Here is a 16,385-nt window from a genome sequence, read left to right as displayed (position 1 = left end):
ATAGAACCAAAAAATCAGACTCTAACAAATTAAAGCAAACCAATACAAGGCAGCGACACCTACGCAAGTCACTCTTGCGATGATTTTACACCTTGCCAGAACTTTTCTTCGATAACATTCCTAGGATTAAATGGACTCACGACATCCACAACTACGATATTCTGCCCAGAACGCCATTCATCCAACGAAAGCCCTTGGCCGCCCGCCTCAATCCTATCTCTCACATAATCGGAAACACTCGCCCAGGTAAGAAAAGCGACAGGCTGCCCCTCTTTCGAATACAACTTAAAGTGTCGAAGTAAAATAGGTGTGGAGACGCGCGCCTCCAAACAGCTCAGAGGCAGATCTCGAAAGGCGTTATCCAGAGACATTAGCCAAACAGCATTACCAAGAGTTGAACCAAATGTCCTAGCGTCCGGTACATCCACCGGCACATCGTCTTCGCGGGCTTTCATTGTCAAATTAAACTCTTGGATAGATGGACATGACCCCTTCACATACATTCACTTTTATGCAAATTACAAGTGTAGATTGCTCTAAGTGTGCAAGACTTCAACCTAACATCATTGTGAACTCCACCCAGGAGTGCATTACTGCAGACGGGCAGCTCCGCAAGAAAGACCCACAATATATGCAAGTAAAGAACGAAACGAACAACACGTATACGCGACTAATCATGATCTCGGGTGGGATTGATAGCACACATGCACTGGCCCACGCTCTTCGCGAGACAAACGACACGATCGTCGCTCACCATGTTCATATGATCAATGCCGAGGGTCGCCACGAGGCTGAAGCGGTAGCCTGCAACAATGTCGTTAACTTTTGTCGCCGGAATTTTAGGGATTTTCACTACACTGAGAGCAGCATCGATCGCGGCAACCTAAGAGCCTTTGGGTTTGACGTACTAACCATAGCAGCAGAAGCAGGTATAGCTTCATCAAACCACTATCTAATACATGGAAAAATGCCCGACTACTGGTCGCTAGGCATCAACCAGGAAGAATTCGACCTTCAGAACGACCTAAATTCCCGCCCCCCTCAAGCCCACGAGACTTCTCTAAGCAGGTTGCACTACATTCTAGCAGCAGTTTCTGCTTCGTGTTACCCTAATCTCCCACCGAAATACTTGAGACCTAAAATAAGACCAAAAGCAGAATTGATAGATTACTTAGGTAAATCACTAAGTGGACTTTGCTGGACTTGCAGACGCCCGGTCACGACAATCGGTGGACCGAAACCCTGCGGAGAATGCGATACATGCAAGCTAATGGCGCAGATTTAAAATCTCGTGACCTGAGCCCCAAAAACTCCTCCAGATTTGCACAGAGTCCGCCCAACAAAAGGACGGACAAATGCAGGCACAATTCACAGACGAACAGATCATAATAGTGGACAGGAAGCTGGAGAGATGACCGTAGACGTATGTCGACGGCATGGGATCATGCTAAGCGACATTCTACAAATACTAATCAAAGTATGGTGGGATGTAGCCCTCTGACGCGAAGCGATTGCGAGCTTTGAAGGACGAGAACGGCAAGCTAGAGAAGCCGTAGGCCGAACAGATACTCGACCACGCCATACTCCGAGACATTAATTCAAAAAAGTGAGGTGCATCCTTCTATGAAGAGAAGCTGCAGGTCCGCCGCAGAAGCGGCAGGAAGCGCGATTTGGGCACAAGGAAGCCAATAGTTGGCCCTAATCAGCGGCGGAGCTTAAATTTTGTATCGGATGCGCTGCCAGACGGTCGTCGCTCCCGCGTTCTGGCCGTCGTGGATGATTACAGCCATGATGTATCGACCCAGCGGGGTCTGCTCAGGTTAAGCTGCTAATTTAATTGCCTGGACAGGCGTGCGCATGGCAAGGGCCTGATGAGGTCGGCGGTTGTCGTAAAACCGTATCCAGTCTCCCATCGCACGGCTGGCGTGTGCAAGGCTCTCAAATCGCTGTCGATGTACACATTGCTCTTTCAGCGACCGGATCAATCGTTCCATCATGCCGTTCTGCTGTGGGCGGTGTTGGGTAATGAACTCCTGCTGGAGACCATAATTTTTGACCAGAGCCGCGTACTTGCGAGATGTAAAACCAACCCGTCGCCAATGGTGCTCGAACCAGTGGCGCATCCATTGGCAAATCATTGCGCAGAAGAAATGGCACCTCTACTTTTCCTAACGTCCAAAGCGCGCGATGAGAGCATGCTCAAGGGCCGATGCGGCAGTGATCGCCTTTCCGGATCGAGATAGATGCCATCCAAGCAGTTCGCGGGTGTGACAGTCCATAACCAAGGCAATTGTACACCAGCCGTCCTTGCCACCCCATACACGTACAAGGTCAGTGGCCCAACGTTCATTGGGTCCCTGCGCGACTGATTGTAGGGCTTGGATGCGAGAGCGAGCACCCGTCGTCCACTTCCGAACCCGCCAGCCTGTCAATTGGAATATCCGCTGCACCGTATTTTTGTTGAAGCCAGAAGGCATGCGACGGTCCGGTAGCCGAAGCGCCAAATCACTGAGGTTGAGAAACAGATTGAATCACCCTTGGCTCGGATCATGTCTGCAACCAAAGACACTGTTTTAGGAGCATATGAAGACAAGATCGCGAACTTGGAAAAATCCAAGATCAGATTGCAGGATAAGCTCAATTTCCAACGCCCTCCACAAGTGAGGCTGGAAGAGGCACTAGAACTCTCCCTGAGCTTCCTGTCAAACCCTTGGAAACTATGGGAAAGCGGCAAAATCACATCGCGTAGATTGTTGTTGAGATTGGCGTTTACATCGCCCTTTTCCAATCACCGAAACGAAGGCGCCAGAACTCCCGAAATATCGTTGCCTTTCAAGTCCTTAGGCATGGATTCACAGGGTAATTTTAGAGATGGTGCGGGTGGGGAGACTCGAACTCCCACACCTTGCGGCGCCAGAACCTAAATCTGGTGCGTCTACCAATTCCGCCACACCCGCACATTTGGCACTGCAAATGCGTGCCGTTTGCGCTCTCTAGCAAACGGCCACGGCAGATGCGAGCGAAAAATGCAGCTCAGGCATTATTCTGCTGGGAGCGGCAAAACCTGTTTGGGCTGCGACGCTGGCACGGGCGGATCCTTGCGTTGCAACAACGCGCTGAGCTCTGCTTCAAACACCGATTTTTGCTGCATGATCTGCGCGCGGTAGCGATCAAGATCATCCGTAAACCGCTCTGGAGCTTCCAATACGGCTTTGATTCGGGTCAAAAGCATCTCTTCCTGGAAAAACACCTCGGTTGGCAAAAGCAGCGCCTTTGGCAACGGCACATCCTGCGTATAGCGCGCGGCCCCCACATGGCGCACAAGCGGAATCGCACCACAGAGCGCAGCTTCGCGCGGCACCCGATCTTTGCCGGGGTGATGACCAAAATCGATAAAGGTTTTGCTACGGCTGAGCGTATCAAGCACCTGATCACGCGACATATTCTCAATCGCGACCACCTTATAGATTTCGCTCAGTCGGGCAACCTGTGGCTCGGCACCACGCGCTTTGGCTGGAAGGTAGGTGATATCAATATCGCGCGCCGCAAAAGGCAGCTCCGGCTCTTTTGGTTTCAGATCGATGTAATCCGACAGCATAGAAACCTGTGTCGCCCCATTTTGGCGCAGAAAATCAGCGGCATAGGCGGATTGGCACAGGTTGTGGCATTGCCGGATCAGCTGCTGATTGGCGAGCTGATTAAAAAACGTCAGCGGGAAATTATCGACGCTGAGCCACCAAAGATAGACATTCGGACAGCCGTGATTGATCAATGCAGCCGCCATATCTGGCCAAAGTTCAGGCAGGATAAAATGGCTGTCATATGGCGCTGAATTGCGCCGCGGCACATCAAACATCTTGAGCGCGCTTTCAGGTCGAGACTGGCGCAAGCCCGCGCGCATATAGATCTGGTCGCCATAACGGGAAAACGCCTGCCGCCCCGCCCCGATCTCTCGGTCGGTGATATACATCACGCTGGCCTCGCCCCCCAGCACGTTGAGATCCGCAGCCGCCTGATGCAGTGCCATGGGTCCCCCCGTAAAGGTGCCCGGAGATAAGAAACAAAATGCCATAAAATAGACCTATCACTAAACTGTCGTGCCGGATCGCACTCAAAAGGTTAGTCCACAGTGATCATAATATCATGACACATCAATCAAACGCTACAACCGCCCATTATTTTTGGTCAATCAATTGGCTGAACACTATGGGCAACTGCTCTGACAGATCTTCGGCAATTAGGCCAGGGCCAAATGTGCGAGCACATTCCACATGCAGCCAGGCCGCAGTTTCCGCCGCCGATTGCGGCGACATCCCACGCGCCAACAGGCCGGTGATAAACCCAGCCAGCACATCGCCCGACCCAGCCGTCGCCAGCCAGGGCGCAGCGCGTTCATAGAGCGCGGCATTGATGGCGCAGCTTCCATCAGGCGTTGCTATTACGGTGTCGGGGCCTTTGAACAGCACGGTGCACCCTGCCCGTTTGGCGGCGGCGCGGGTGGCATCCACCTTGGAAAAGGCAGGCCCGGATGCAGGCAGCGCGTTCAGTTTTTCGGCAATATCGGGAAAAAGGCGGGCAAATTCGCCGCCATGCGGCGTCAGCACGCAGTTTTCATGTAGCAGTGCAAACAGGGCGTCCGGGTTTTCGGCAAAACCCGAAAGCGCATCCGCATCCAGCACCACATGGCGATCCGGGTCTGTCAGCGCCAGCGGCACCAGGGCACGCGCACGGTCCATCCCGAGCCCCGGCCCCAGACAAAGCGCGTTAATGCGCGTATCCATCAAAACGTCAGAGAGATCCTGTTCTGTTTCCACATCACACATCATCAGCGCGGTAATCTGGCTCGCCACTTCCAGCCTGGCATCCTGCGGCACACCAAGCGTCACCAGCCCTGCCCCAATACGCAACGCCCCCCGCGCCGCCAGCCGCGCCGCCCCGGTTTTGCCAGCGCCGCCGGTGAGGATCAGCGCATGGCCGTGGGAAAATTTGTGGTCATCACTTCCCTTTGACAGCCAATTAGGATGAGTCGCTTCGACCCTTCGAACCATAATAGTCTTTGCCAGTCGCCACGTAGGCAGGTGTTCATTTTCATCGTCTGAAACGGCCGACAAAAGAGAAACCCAATCCAGCGCCTTTTGGGCCTCTTCCAAACCAATATCCGCAATACGCAACCTACCTGCTTGCGCTGCCCTGTCGCTCAGATAGTGACCAACCTTGGGGCGATGAAAGGTAACGGTTAAATGAGCAGACGCGGCAAATCGATTCCAGTGATCCCCGTGCATCAGCTCCTTTCCACTATCGGAACAGAGACCGCTGGGCAAATCGATGGAAACAATTGCTGGACGACCTATTGGATGGCCAGGAGACACGGTGAAACAATCCACCATGTCTTCCATGTTCCAAAACAACTCACCAAGTTCTGGAACCGGTCTTCTAAATCCCGTTCCAAACAGCCCGTCGATCAACAGATCACACCCCCAACCCTCTCGAAGCAGGAACGTCTTAAGCGATGAGACACGCCCAATCTCACACCACCGCTCATAGTTTGTCCGCGCATCCGGTGGCAGCTTATCAGGGTCACCATAGAGAAACACCTCAACCACCCAGCCATCCCGGTGCAGCAGCCGTGCCACCACAAAGCCATCACCGCCATTATTGCCCGGCCCGCATAAAACCACCGCCCGGCGCGGTGCCTCTTCACCTTTTTTCAAATACTCCGGGGGCGCGGGGGCTGGCCCCCGCTTGATATTAGAACTAGGGGCTGCCCCCCGCTCAGCGGGCGCAAACTCGGGCCATTCTTCATAGATTGCCTCAACCACGCCACCGCCTGCGCGTTCCATCAGCTCAAGGCCTGTGACCTCACCGCTGTCAATTGCCGCTTTTTCGATCATCCGCATCTGTGCGGCGGTCAGAAGTTCCACCATTTCAGCACCCAGAGTTCACAAACTGCACTATTTTTAATCATAGTGTTCAATTTTTAATCACTTAAACACCGCACCACCGCGGAAAATTCAATATTGCAGTAACTGCGCATTGTCGTCTCCTACTAGAAATGATCTGAGAAACATCAACAAGGTTTAGAGGAGCGCCGACCCATGAAAAAAATCGAAGCCATCATCAAACCGTTCAAATTGGATGAGGTCAAAGAGGCCCTTCAAGACGTAGGTGTTCAGGGGCTTTCGGTGATTGAGGTCAAAGGCTTTGGACGCCAAAAAGGTCACACCGAACTCTATCGTGGTGCCGAATATGTGGTGGATTTCCTGCCCAAGGTCAAAGTTGAGGTTGTGCTCGACGATGATCAGGCAGATGCCGCCGTCGAGGCCATCGTAGACGCTGCAAAAACCAACAAGATCGGGGATGGCAAAATCTTTGTCAGCTCGGTTGAACAAGCCATTCGCATCCGTACCGGTGAGACCGGTTCGGACGCACTGTAATCACATCCAGATACACTATTGGAAGGGAATGAGGGAATGAGCGCAGAAGCAGTTCTGAAGCTGATCAAGGAGGAAGAAGCGGCCTATGTGGATATCCGTTTTACGGACGTTCGCGGCAAGCTTCAGCACGTCACCGTTGACGTGGACATGGTTGACGAAGACTTCCTCGACGAGGGCTTCATGTTTGATGGGTCTTCCATCGAAGGTTGGAAATCCATCGAAGATTCAGACATGAAACTGATCCCAGATCTGGATTCTGTCTACGTTGATCCCTTCTATGCGGAAAAAACACTCTGCATTCACTGCTCCATCGTTGAGCCCGACACTGGCGAAGCCTATGCACGTGATCCGCGCGGCACCGCCCAGAAAGCAGAAGCCTACCTGAAATCTTCAGGCGTGGGTGACGCAGCATACATGGGCCCGGAAGCAGAATTCTTCCTGTTTGACGATGTGCGTTACTCCAACTCCATCAACAAAGTGTCCTACGAAGTTGACGCGACTGATGCGTCCTGGAACACCGACACTGAATACGAGATGGGCAACAAAGGTCACCGTCCTGGCATTAAAGGCGGCTACTTCCCGGTGAACCCCATCGACGAAGCGCAAGACCTGCGCTCCGAGATGCTCTCCACCATGAAGCGCATCGGCATGAAAGTTGACAAGCACCACCACGAGGTTGCGTCCTGTCAGCACGAGCTGGGCCTGATCTTTGACAGCCTGACCAAACAGGCCGACGAGCTGCAGAAATACAAATACATCATCCACAATGTGGCAGATGCATACGGTAAATCCGCAACCTTCATGCCCAAGCCGATCTACGGCGACAACGGCACCGGCATGCACGTGAACATGTCGATCTGGAAAGAGGGCAAGCCGCTCTTTGCTGGTGACAAATACGCGGATCTGTCGCAGGAAGCACTGTATTTCATCGGTGGTATCCTCAAGCACGCGAAGACCTTGAACGCCTTCACCAACCCGTCGACCAACTCTTACAAGCGTCTGATCCCGGGTTTCGAAGCACCTGTTCTGCGTGCCTACTCTGCTCGTAACCGTTCTGGCTGTGTTCGTATCCCATGGACCGAAAGCCCGAAAGCAAAGCGCGTAGAAGCACGTTTCCCCGATCCGTCTGCAAACCCCTACCTGTGCTTTGCAGCGCTGCTGATGGCCGGTATCGACGGCATCAAGAACAAGATCGATCCGGGCGAAGCCATGGACAAGAACCTCTATGACCTGCCCGCAGAAGAGCTGGCTGGCATCCCAACTGTTTGTGGTTCCTTGCGCGAAGCACTGGATTGCCTGGCGGCAGACCACGACTTCCTGCTGCAGGGCGACGTGTTCACCAAAGACCAGATCGAGGGCTACATTGAGCTCAAGATGGAAGAAGTTGAACTGTTCGAGCACACACCGCACCCGGTTGAGTTCGGCATGTACTACAGCTGCTAATCCATCACTGGATTACACTTACGAGACAGGCGCCCATGTGGCGCCTGTTTTGCATTCAGATCGTGAATTCGAACCCACTGGGGTAAAGTGTTCCGCTTTTAGGATCAAAGCTGGCCAATCTCCCGTGATCGTCGATCCCAACCAAATAGACCCGTCCCTTGGTAAGGATCTCTTGGATGCTGAATGTAAACGCATGCTCGGCATCGTTGGCGTTGAACGCAGCTATATCTTCACAGTACCGCAAGACTTCATAAGCCCTACGTCGTGCATTTACAGAAGTTCCAAACGAGCTACCACCACGGCCAACCTGGGTATAAAACTTTCCATTACTTTCAATAATATAACCAATTGGAACCTGATATAGAGAGGCCTTCAGATCAGATTCTCTCGGCGCACAGGACACAATGTGATTGCCCCTTACCTCTTCATATCCGGCGATCCGCGGGCAATCCCTAAGAACTATATCCAAGTATCTTTGTGGCGAAAAATCGTGCCGCGTGACATCAATGAAGAAGGCAGCCTCTCGCGCGAAGCATGCAAAAAGCAGATCATTGCTTCTCTTTCGGCGAAGGTGCAGATGGTGAATGCCGTGTTGCACAAGCAATTGATCGCTCACCTTATTCAACTGGTCTTCGGCGCGATCTGCTCTGAGTTTGGGCAAATCGTTGAGCAGAGGATTGAGGCTTTTCCCTGCTTCACAGTCATCAATGATCTTTTTTAGTTGATCACTAGTTTCTGCGTTTAGCTGCCGTGCAGTTAGCTCCTGAGAGAGAAAAACCCTTCTTGGGTGCACATGGATGGATCGGTCATCGAGCACACAGGCTGCAAAAACCAATTCGTCCAATGTCATATCATCAAGCGTTCGGTGATCCGCCTTCGACATGTAAAATGCCTTTAGATGCCTCCTAAATTCATCTGCAGCCCCTTGTAGTGTCTTTTCCAATTCACGCTTCCTTTTGACCACAAATTCTTTTCGGACAAAGCTGGAATAAAAACGTCACCAATTACAAAGCTAGCATATCACCAAAACACAATGATAGTTTTGTAAAACTCCACTGTTTCCCCTTGCGCATGGCCTCTGCACCCTTTAGCCAGCGCGCTTCCCTATTTTGATTGGAGGTTGCACAGATGGCGCAGGCTACGCTTGGTATTGATTTTGGAACCTCCAATACGGCGGCCGGTATTGCCGCCGCAGATCGCCCCTGGCTGATTGAGCTGGAACCTGGAGAGACCACCCTGCCGACCGCTGTGTTTTTTGAAGTCTCGCCCGCGCGCATGCGCATTGGCCGCAGCGCAACACGTGGCCTGATCCAGGGCGATGAAGGCCGGTTTATGCGTGCTCTCAAAAGCCTGCTGGGCACACCGCTTTTGCATGAGCAGCGCCGCCTGGGTGGAGAACGGCTGGCTTTTTCAACCATTATCGCGCGGTTTCTTGCAGAGCTGAAAACACGCGCCGAAGCGCAGACCCGGATGACGTTCACCCATGCGCTGTCGGGGCGTCCCGTGCATTTTCACAGCGCGGACCCCGCGCGGGATGCACAGGCCGAAAAAGATCTGCGCGCCTGCTATCTGGAAGCAGGCTTTGAAGATGTGACCTTTATGTATGAGCCAGAGGCCGCGCTTCGGGCGTCACCGCCGAAAGCCGGCGTTGGTCTGGTGGTGGATATTGGCGGTGGTACATCTGACTTTACTGCCTTTGTGCAAGAAGACGGATGCGCGCCGCGTATCCTTGCCAGCCACGGTGTGCGTTTGGGCGGCACCGATTTTGATCGCCAGATCAGTCTTGATCACGTGATGCCCTTGCTTGGACGTGGCAGCGAGATCCGCAACAGCATGGGTGGCGGCACCCTGCCCGCGCCGCAGCGGCTGTTCAATGATCTGGCGACCTGGCAGATGATCCCTTTTCTTTACACCCGCGAGACCCGCCGCAAGGCGGAAGATCTGCTGCAACATGCGGTGGAGCCCGACAAACTGGCGCGCCTTGTAGCCACGCTTGAAGATGAAACGGGCCATGAGCTCGCCTTTGCAACCGAAGCCGGGAAAATTCAGGCCAACAGCCAACAGGACGCGCGCATCGATCTGAAGGTGCTGGAGCGCGGATTGTCCGCCCCGCTTGAGGATATGCAGCACTGTCTGGCACCGCCGGTTGCCAGCATTCAGGCCTGCGCCCGCGAAACCCTTGCGCAGGCGGAAATCGACCCGGCTGCTGTGAACCGGCTGGTGCTGGTGGGGGGCTCGTCGCTTTTGGGGGCTGTGCAGCAGAGCCTTCAGGCGCTTTGCCCCGACGCAGAGGTCGAAACCCAAAACGCAATGACCGCTGTGGCGGATGGTTTGGCGCTTTCGGCACAGGCGGCCTTTGGCTGAAGGGGTTTGAGATTTTCAAAAATTGCGTCACACTGGAATTAAACCAGCTGGAGGGGACGCAATGGGGTGGAAGATCTTAAGAGCGGTCGCAATTGTTGGTGCCTTGGCAACCACCCCCGCCTATGGGGCAAGCTGCGGCAACACGGCCGCGGGGTTTGATGCCTGGAAGCGCGAGTTCGCACAAAGCGCCCGGCGCGCAGGTGTTGGCGCGCGTGGCCTTGATGCGCTGGCTCAGGCCAGATACGCGACGCGCACGATCGCAGCAGACCGCAATCAGAAAAGTTTTCGCTATTCATTGCAGCGTTTCATGGAGCTGCGCGGGGCAAACACAATCATCGCCCAGGGGCGCAAACAAAAAGCGCGCCATCTGAGTTTTTATCAAAACCTAGAGCGCCAATACGGCGTGCCTGCTGGTATCTTGATTGCCATTCACGGAATGGAAACCGCATTTGGCAACTTTATGGGCGACAGCGAAGTTGTTTCCGCCATTGTCACGCTGACCTATGATTGCCGCCGTTCTGCGTTTTTTGAACCCCACGCGCTTGGCGCGCTGAAGCTGGTGGACCAAGGTGCGATTTCTGGTCGGACCAAAGGTGCAAAACACGGAGAGCTTGGCCATACCCAATTCCTGCCGGGCAATGCGCTGCGCTATGGGGTGGATGGCGATGGCGACGGTCGGGTTGATTTCTACAATTTTTACGACGCACTTGCCTCTACCGCGCATTACTTGCGCAAAAAAGGTTGGCGCCCCGGCAAAGGCTATCAACCAGGTGAGCCAAATTACAAAATCTTACAATCCTGGAACGCAGCCACCGTCTATCAGCAAGCACTCTCGGTAATGGGGCCGAAAATTGACCGATAAACTCGGCTTTTGCGCGCAGTAACAAACAAGCTTGGGCGGAAATGTGTTGAGCTGCGGCCAAGCTTTGGCCACATTCCCTACATCAAACTGCAACAAAACATCGTAAGTATTTGAATAAAAATAACTTTAATAATGCCTCATTTCAGGACTTGTATATAAAATCATAATCAAAAAACCTAATTTACCGCCGTAATTTCCGCTTTTTCAAATTTTATCTTTCTTCCATCGGCACCGCCAACAGGGAGAAAGCTGATCATGGGAACGTCTGAACTTTACAAAGGAAAGCTGGGCTTTGAGGGCACGGCAAAAGACGCACTTGCTTTCGCGGCATCTGCAGTGATCAAAACCTTTGAAGAGCACGGGCATGAGGTCTTTTCCTTTGGTGCTCGCTGTAGCGCTGGATTTGCACTGGATCTTGATCATTTCTCCGTTGAAATACGATTGCGCCCACAGATGAAGCGCGGCTGGAAAGCGCAACAATTGCAGGGCGATACCCTGGATGTGCGTATTACTTCACTGTATCCGGATGTTTTTGATCACCACCTTTGCGAGATGCTGTTGGCTGCCGTTTTGCGCGATTTGGTGATCGATCTGGATGCGATTTCGGTTCAGTGGCTGGATACCCCCCATATTCTGACCCGTGACCAATTTCTGAGCGTGTTTGATCCGCTTGATGTTGATGCCTTCGAAACCTCCTCCGAGGCCGAAGTCCCGCAGATTTACGTAGAGATTCCTTTTATTCAAACCGAGGAAGATGCAGATCTACCCGCGCTTGAAATTCTTCATGCCGAAGAGGTTGAGCAACCAAACCCGATGCCCGCGCGCACTGTTGCACATGATGAAACCAATCAGAGCAGCGACATTCTGCGCCCGCGAGGCCGCGATGTCTTTGCTCCGGTGGATGCAACCATAGAAATGCTGGAACATCACTGCGATGAAATTCTGATGGCTGATCAAGTCGTTGATGTGGAAATCAAATCTGAATGGAGTTTTGCAGAAAAAACATCGCTGAAACAGCGTGCAAACACCTGGGCTTCTGTTCCGCTCAAAGCTGCAACAGGAGCCATGCGTTTTCTGCGTACCAATGATTTGCGCTATGGAGCACATTTGCTGCTGATGATGGCAACTGTGCTCTATCTTGATAGTGCCGGTATGGTGCGCGCAGCGATTGCCTTGCTGGATCTGCCGAACTGAAATCAGGCGGCGCTGTTCATATAGGCTGCAAGCTTGTCGCGCACGACCAACACCGAGGCAGCATCGGTATACTCTTCCAGCTGCGTTAAAGGCACCCATGCAAGATCATGGGATTCGTCACTGACTTTAAACTCCCCCTCAGCTGCGCGATAAAGATAGCGCACATCATAGTGCAGATGCGTCTGCTCTGCGCCATGGGCGGGGATCTCGTGAATATCCACATCAAAGATGCGATCGCGCAAGGGTTCGATCCGGCTGAGGCCGCTTTCTTCATAGGCTTCCTTGAGCGCGACAAACGGCACATCCGCAATCCCGTCGCAATGCCCGCCCAGTTGCAACCATCGATCAAGCTTGCGGTGATGGGTCAGCAGGACGTTGTTGAAATCCGGCGATAGGATAAAAGCCGAGGCCGTAATATGTCCGGTTCGGGAATCGCGACCAAATGCCAAAGGCTCCTCAGCGTGAAAATGGCAAAGCTTATTCCAGGTGTCCACCTCGCGCGCCGTGACAGGCTTGTAATAACCCACGCCCGTTAGTTGCAATTGGCTCATCTTCCTTCACCTCTGTGTGACCTTGGCATCGCCGCTCTTGTCGTAGCGTTTCGCAGGCCCCACGATATTATCCAACAGCCACAAAAGCCATGATATATGCCCACTGAACGCATCACCTTTGCCGGCCATGCCGGAACCCAACTTGCCGCGCGTCTGGATTTGCCGGACGGGCCTGTTTTGGCAACAGCTCTGTTTGCCCATTGCTTCACCTGCTCCAAGGATATCCCCGCCGCCCGCCGCATCGCTGCGCGCCTGGCGGGGATGGGAATTGCTGTGCTGCGGTTTGATTTCACCGGTCTTGGCCACTCTGAGGGAGAGTTTGAAAACACAGACTTTTCCTCAAACGTGCAGGATCTGATTGCCGCCGCGCAGTATCTTTCTGGCCGCGATCTTGCGCCGCAAATCCTGATCGGTCACTCGCTTGGCGGTGCTGCGGTTTTGCGCGCGCGGGCCGGTATTCCCTCGGTCAAAGGTGTGGTCACGCTGGGGGCGCCATCGGACCCGGCACATGTGACCCATCATTTTGAAACGGCGCTGCCAAAGATTGAAGCTGAGGGCGCGGCTGAGGTCTGCCTTGGGGGGCGTCCCTTTGTCATCGGAAAGGGCTTTGTCGATGATATCAAATCGGCGGAACTGGAGCTGGCGATTTCTGATCTACGCGCCGCATTGCTGGTGATGCATGCGCCCACAGATGCAACCGTGGGCATTGAAAACGCCTCTGCAATCTTTGGCGCGGCAAAACACCCCAAAAGCTTTGTCACGCTTGATCAGGCGGACCATTTGATTTCACGCGCCCGCGATGCGGAATATGCCGCCGAGGTTATCGCAGCCTGGGCTGGGCGATATGTGGATCTGGCCCCACCTGCCCCGCCGCCCGGCGCGCCCGAAGGTGTGTTACGCGTGAGCGAGGCCGACCCCGAAGGGTTTTTGCAAGACATCCAGTCTGGTCCGCATCATCATATGCTTGCCGATGAACCCAAAGCCTATGGCGGCACCAATCGCGGCATGTCGCCTTATGGCTTCATTGCCGCGGGGCTTGGCGCCTGCACGTCGATGACCATCCGCATGTATGCCCGCCGCAAAGAATGGCCATTGGACAGTATCAGCGTCGATGTTTGCCACGACAAGGTGCACGCCCAGGACGCAGCCCCCGGCGCGCCTGCAAAGATCGACCAGTTCACCCGGGTGATTCAGCTGTGTGGCGATCTTAGTGACGAGCAGCGCCAGCGCCTGCTGGAAATCGCGGATAAATGCCCAGTGCACCGCACATTGGAAAGCGGTGCAAAGGTTGTCACCCGACTTGAGGTACAACACGCGCCCATGTAGCGCTTAAAGATGTGTTTGAAACTCTTTTGTGGTGTTTTTGACAGTAAGAGCGGCCCCAGAGCGGGCCGCTCTTGCTGTTTTGGCCCAGCTCGACTAAACCGCGCGCATCTGCTGCCACATTCTTATAGAGGTGCCTTCGCTCATGATCCCCCGCTATGCCCGCAAAGAGATGACCGACATCTGGGAACCAGCCACCAAGTTCAAAATCTGGTATGAAATCGAGGCGCATGCCTGCGATGCTCAGGCCGAACTGGGTGTGATCCCACAGGAAAACGCGGACGCGGTCTGGAAAGCCAAGGACGTTGAATTTGATGTCGCGCGCATCGATGAAATCGAAGCCGTGACCAAACATGACGTCATCGCATTCTTGACCCATCTGGCGGAGCACGTCGGATCAGAAGAAGCGCGCTTTGTACACCAGGGCATGACCTCGTCAGATGTTCTCGACACCTGCCTGAACGTACAGCTGGCCCGCGCCGCTGACATTTTGCTGGCGGATATGGACAAGGTTCTGGCCGCACTGAAAAAACGCGCGTTGGAGCATAAAAACACTGTCCGTGTTGGCCGCTCCCACGGTATCCACGCGGAACCCACCACCATGGGTCTGACATTTGCGCGTTTTTACGCGGAAATGGATCGCAACAAAGCCCGCCTGGCTCAAGCACGTGAAGAGATCGCAACCGGCGCAATCTCTGGCGCGGTTGGCACCTTTGCAAACATTGATCCGCGCGTCGAAGAGCATGTGTGTGAAAAGCTGGGCCTGAAGCCTGAGCCGATCTCAACCCAGGTGATCCCCCGCGACCGTCACGCAATGTTCTTTGCGGTTCTGGGTGTGATTGCATCCTCAATCGAAAACATCGCAATCGAAATCCGCCACATGCAGCGCACCGAAGTGCTGGAAGGTGCGGAATTCTTCTCGATGGGGCAAAAAGGCTCCTCGGCGATGCCGCACAAGAAAAACCCGGTTCTGACCGAAAACCTCACCGGTCTTGCGCGTCTTGTACGTATGACCGTGGTGCCCGCGATGGAAAACGTTGCTCTCTGGCATGAGCGTGACATTTCCCACTCCTCCGTTGAGCGCGGCATTGGCCCGGACGCAACTGTAACGCTGAACTTTGCGCTGAACCGTCTGGCCGGTGTGGTCGACAAGATGCTGATCTTCCCGGAAAACATGTTGGACAACATGAACAAATTCCCGGGTCTGGTGATGTCGCAGCGGGTTCTGCTGGCGCTGACCCAAGCGGGCGTAAGCCGCGAAGACGCCTATGCGATGGTGCAGCGCAACGCGCTGAAAGTCTGGGAAGAGCGCGTTGACTTCCAAGAGCTGCTTCTGGGCGATGCCGAAGTGGTTGCTGCCCTAGGCGAAGACGGCATCCGGGCAAAATTCGACATGGAATATCACACCAAACACGTAGACACGATTTTCAAACGTGTCTTTGGTGACTGATCCCACGCCATGTAAACAAACGAAGCCCCGTTCATCCGGACGGGGCTTTTTTATTGCGCCCCTGTGCCACGCGCGCGCCCTGCATATTCTCCGCAAGATCACATATGCGCGAGTGCAGGGAATAATTGCCAAGATTGTTTCGTATCATATTTAATGTGCACCAACGGCAGCCCTGCCAAGGAGATTTAATATGCGCCCTCTTTTTGTTCTAGCAATGATGATTATTCCAGGTCTTGCCTTTGCGGCTGGCGGCGATGATTTCAACCCACCCAAACCCACCGACACGGTGAAAAAATGTTGGGGCAAGCGGGTTTATGACCCTGAGACCAAACGCTGCGTAAAACCCAAACAATCTTCGCTGAATGACGATCAGCTGTTTGATGACGCCCGCGCGCTGGCCTATGCCGGGCGCAATGCGGATGCACAGGCTGTGCTGTCGGCCATGCAAGATCAAAACGAAGGCCGGGTGTTGACCTATTGGGGTTTCACCCACCGCAAGCTTGGCAATGATGCGATTGCTCATGCGTATTATGAAAAAGCGCTAAAGCTTGATCCCAATAACCTTTTGGCCCGCTCCTACTATGGTCAGGCTCTGATAAAACAGGGGCGTCTGGGCGAAGCTTTTGCAGAATGGAAAGAAATTCGCGCCCGCGGTGGGGCGGAAACCTGGGCGGAAACTTCGTTGCGGCAGGCACTTGAGACAGGGCAGAGCTTTACCTATTGAAGCTAAGGCTTTTTTTACTGATCGTGGTCTATCTTGAGCC

The 16,385-nt window shown here is 53.9% G+C and carries 15 protein-coding genes, 1 tRNA gene and 1 pseudogene; 9 read left to right on the top strand and 8 right to left on the bottom strand.

Translation table 11 applies throughout. The features are described from left to right. Positions 1–68: 68 nt before the first annotated feature. Entirely contained in the window at positions 69–455 is a 387-nt protein-coding gene (locus GG681_RS16865; RefSeq protein WP_153549216.1) for a toxin-activating lysine-acyltransferase, read from the bottom strand. A gap of 1,164 nt (positions 456–1,619) precedes the next feature. Here GG681_RS16865 and GG681_RS18115 point away from each other — a divergent pair. After that, positions 1,620–1,793: pseudogene (locus GG681_RS18115) on the top strand (IS3 family transposase); the annotation flags it as partial. Positions 1,794–1,820: 27 nt separating this feature from the next. On the opposite strand, the gene GG681_RS18135 reads toward GG681_RS18115, so the two are convergent. From GG681_RS18135 to GG681_RS16845, 5 genes are all read right to left on the bottom strand, one after another. Then, positions 1,821–2,123: an integrase core domain-containing protein gene (locus GG681_RS18135; protein WP_214645159.1), complete on the bottom strand. Its 303-nt coding sequence runs from the start codon at positions 2,121–2,123 to the stop codon at positions 1,821–1,823. A 45-nt stretch (positions 2,124–2,168) separates the two neighbouring features. Further along, a complete protein-coding gene (locus GG681_RS17795; RefSeq protein WP_214645158.1) occupies positions 2,169–2,477 on the bottom strand; it encodes a DDE-type integrase/transposase/recombinase in 309 nt (102 codons plus the stop codon). A gap of 395 nt (positions 2,478–2,872) precedes the next feature. Next, positions 2,873–2,957, bottom strand: a tRNA-Leu gene (locus tag GG681_RS16855). An 83-nt stretch (positions 2,958–3,040) separates the two neighbouring features. Next, positions 3,041–4,027, bottom strand: coding sequence for a hypothetical protein (locus GG681_RS16850; RefSeq protein ID WP_153549207.1), 987 nt, complete (start codon positions 4,025–4,027; stop codon positions 3,041–3,043). 148 nt (positions 4,028–4,175) lie between these two features. Then, positions 4,176–5,924, bottom strand: a complete 1,749-nt coding sequence (locus GG681_RS16845; protein WP_153549206.1) for an NAD(P)H-hydrate dehydratase — start codon at positions 5,922–5,924, stop codon at positions 4,176–4,178. 171 nt (positions 5,925–6,095) lie between these two features. Between GG681_RS16845 and GG681_RS16840 the strand changes: the two genes are divergently transcribed. Together GG681_RS16840 and glnA are read left to right on the top strand one after the other, a co-directional pair. Next, positions 6,096–6,434 (top strand): P-II family nitrogen regulator, encoded by a 339-nt coding sequence (locus GG681_RS16840; RefSeq protein ID WP_153549205.1) that lies wholly within the window; start codon positions 6,096–6,098, stop codon positions 6,432–6,434. Positions 6,435–6,470: 36 nt separating this feature from the next. After that, positions 6,471–7,877 carry a type I glutamate--ammonia ligase gene (gene glnA, locus GG681_RS16835; protein ID WP_153549204.1) on the top strand — a complete coding sequence of 469 codons (1,407 nt, stop codon included), beginning with the start codon at positions 6,471–6,473 and terminating at the stop codon, positions 7,875–7,877. 55 nt (positions 7,878–7,932) lie between these two features. On the opposite strand, the gene GG681_RS16830 is transcribed toward glnA, so the two are convergent. Continuing rightward, positions 7,933–8,820 carry a hypothetical protein gene (locus GG681_RS16830; RefSeq protein ID WP_153549203.1) on the bottom strand — a complete coding sequence of 296 codons (888 nt, stop codon included), beginning with the start codon at positions 8,818–8,820 and terminating at the stop codon, positions 7,933–7,935. Between the two features lie 185 nt (positions 8,821–9,005). On the opposite strand from GG681_RS16830, the gene GG681_RS16825 reads away from it, so the two are divergent. From GG681_RS16825 to GG681_RS16815, 3 genes are all read left to right on the top strand, one after another. Further along, complete coding sequence (locus tag GG681_RS16825) at positions 9,006–10,241, top strand: Hsp70 family protein (protein ID WP_153549202.1); 1,236 nt, start codon at positions 9,006–9,008, stop codon at positions 10,239–10,241. Positions 10,242–10,302: 61 nt separating this feature from the next. Further along, entirely contained in the window at positions 10,303–11,103 is an 801-nt protein-coding gene (locus tag GG681_RS16820) for a lytic murein transglycosylase (protein WP_153549201.1), read from the top strand. Between the two features lie 255 nt (positions 11,104–11,358). Then, positions 11,359–12,297: a hypothetical protein gene (locus tag GG681_RS16815; RefSeq protein WP_153549200.1), complete on the top strand. Its 939-nt coding sequence runs from the start codon at positions 11,359–11,361 to the stop codon at positions 12,295–12,297. A 2-nt stretch (positions 12,298–12,299) separates the two neighbouring features. On the opposite strand, the gene GG681_RS16810 is transcribed toward GG681_RS16815, so the two are convergent. Beyond that, positions 12,300–12,848: an NUDIX hydrolase gene (locus GG681_RS16810; protein ID WP_153549199.1), complete on the bottom strand. Its 549-nt coding sequence runs from the start codon at positions 12,846–12,848 to the stop codon at positions 12,300–12,302. A gap of 96 nt (positions 12,849–12,944) precedes the next feature. On the opposite strand from GG681_RS16810, the gene GG681_RS16805 reads away from it, so the two are divergent. The 3 genes from GG681_RS16805 (at position 12,945) to GG681_RS16795 (ending at position 16,345) form a co-directional block, all read left to right on the top strand. Then, positions 12,945–14,174 (top strand): bifunctional alpha/beta hydrolase/OsmC family protein, encoded by a 1,230-nt coding sequence (locus GG681_RS16805; protein ID WP_153549198.1) that lies wholly within the window; start codon positions 12,945–12,947, stop codon positions 14,172–14,174. A 142-nt stretch (positions 14,175–14,316) separates the two neighbouring features. Next, positions 14,317–15,621, top strand: a complete 1,305-nt coding sequence (purB, locus tag GG681_RS16800) for an adenylosuccinate lyase (RefSeq protein WP_153549197.1) — start codon at positions 14,317–14,319, stop codon at positions 15,619–15,621. Positions 15,622–15,811: 190 nt separating this feature from the next. Beyond that, positions 15,812–16,345 (top strand): tetratricopeptide repeat protein, encoded by a 534-nt coding sequence (locus GG681_RS16795; RefSeq protein WP_153549196.1) that lies wholly within the window; start codon positions 15,812–15,814, stop codon positions 16,343–16,345. Positions 16,346–16,385 lie beyond the last annotated feature (40 nt).

The sequence above is a fragment of the Tritonibacter aquimaris genome (assembly GCF_009617595.1).
GTDB classification, from domain to species: domain Bacteria; phylum Pseudomonadota; class Alphaproteobacteria; order Rhodobacterales; family Rhodobacteraceae; genus Epibacterium; species Epibacterium aquimaris.
Note: the sequence above shows the minus strand (reverse complement) of the source record. Positions and strands in the feature narration are given on the sequence as shown.

Coding starts and splice junctions, on each gene's coding strand:
- GG681_RS16865 (WP_153549216.1), bottom strand. CDS start 455: ATGAAAGCCCGCGAAGACGATGTGCCGGTGGATGTACCGGACGCTAGG.
- GG681_RS18135 (WP_214645159.1), bottom strand. CDS start 2,123: ATGCGCCACTGGTTCGAGCACCATTGGCGACGGGTTGGTTTTACATCT.
- GG681_RS17795 (WP_214645158.1), bottom strand. CDS start 2,477: ATGCCTTCTGGCTTCAACAAAAATACGGTGCAGCGGATATTCCAATTG.
- GG681_RS16850 (WP_153549207.1), bottom strand. CDS start 4,027: ATGGCACTGCATCAGGCGGCTGCGGATCTCAACGTGCTGGGGGGCGAG.
- GG681_RS16845 (WP_153549206.1), bottom strand. CDS start 5,924: ATGGTGGAACTTCTGACCGCCGCACAGATGCGGATGATCGAAAAAGCG.
- GG681_RS16840 (WP_153549205.1), top strand. CDS start 6,096: ATGAAAAAAATCGAAGCCATCATCAAACCGTTCAAATTGGATGAGGTC.
- glnA (WP_153549204.1), top strand. CDS start 6,471: ATGAGCGCAGAAGCAGTTCTGAAGCTGATCAAGGAGGAAGAAGCGGCC.
- GG681_RS16825 (WP_153549202.1), top strand. CDS start 9,006: ATGGCGCAGGCTACGCTTGGTATTGATTTTGGAACCTCCAATACGGCG.
- GG681_RS16820 (WP_153549201.1), top strand. CDS start 10,303: ATGGGGTGGAAGATCTTAAGAGCGGTCGCAATTGTTGGTGCCTTGGCA.
- GG681_RS16815 (WP_153549200.1), top strand. CDS start 11,359: ATGGGAACGTCTGAACTTTACAAAGGAAAGCTGGGCTTTGAGGGCACG.
- GG681_RS16810 (WP_153549199.1), bottom strand. CDS start 12,848: ATGAGCCAATTGCAACTAACGGGCGTGGGTTATTACAAGCCTGTCACG.
- GG681_RS16805 (WP_153549198.1), top strand. CDS start 12,945: ATGCCCACTGAACGCATCACCTTTGCCGGCCATGCCGGAACCCAACTT.
- purB (WP_153549197.1), top strand. CDS start 14,317: ATGATCCCCCGCTATGCCCGCAAAGAGATGACCGACATCTGGGAACCA.
- GG681_RS16795 (WP_153549196.1), top strand. CDS start 15,812: ATGCGCCCTCTTTTTGTTCTAGCAATGATGATTATTCCAGGTCTTGCC.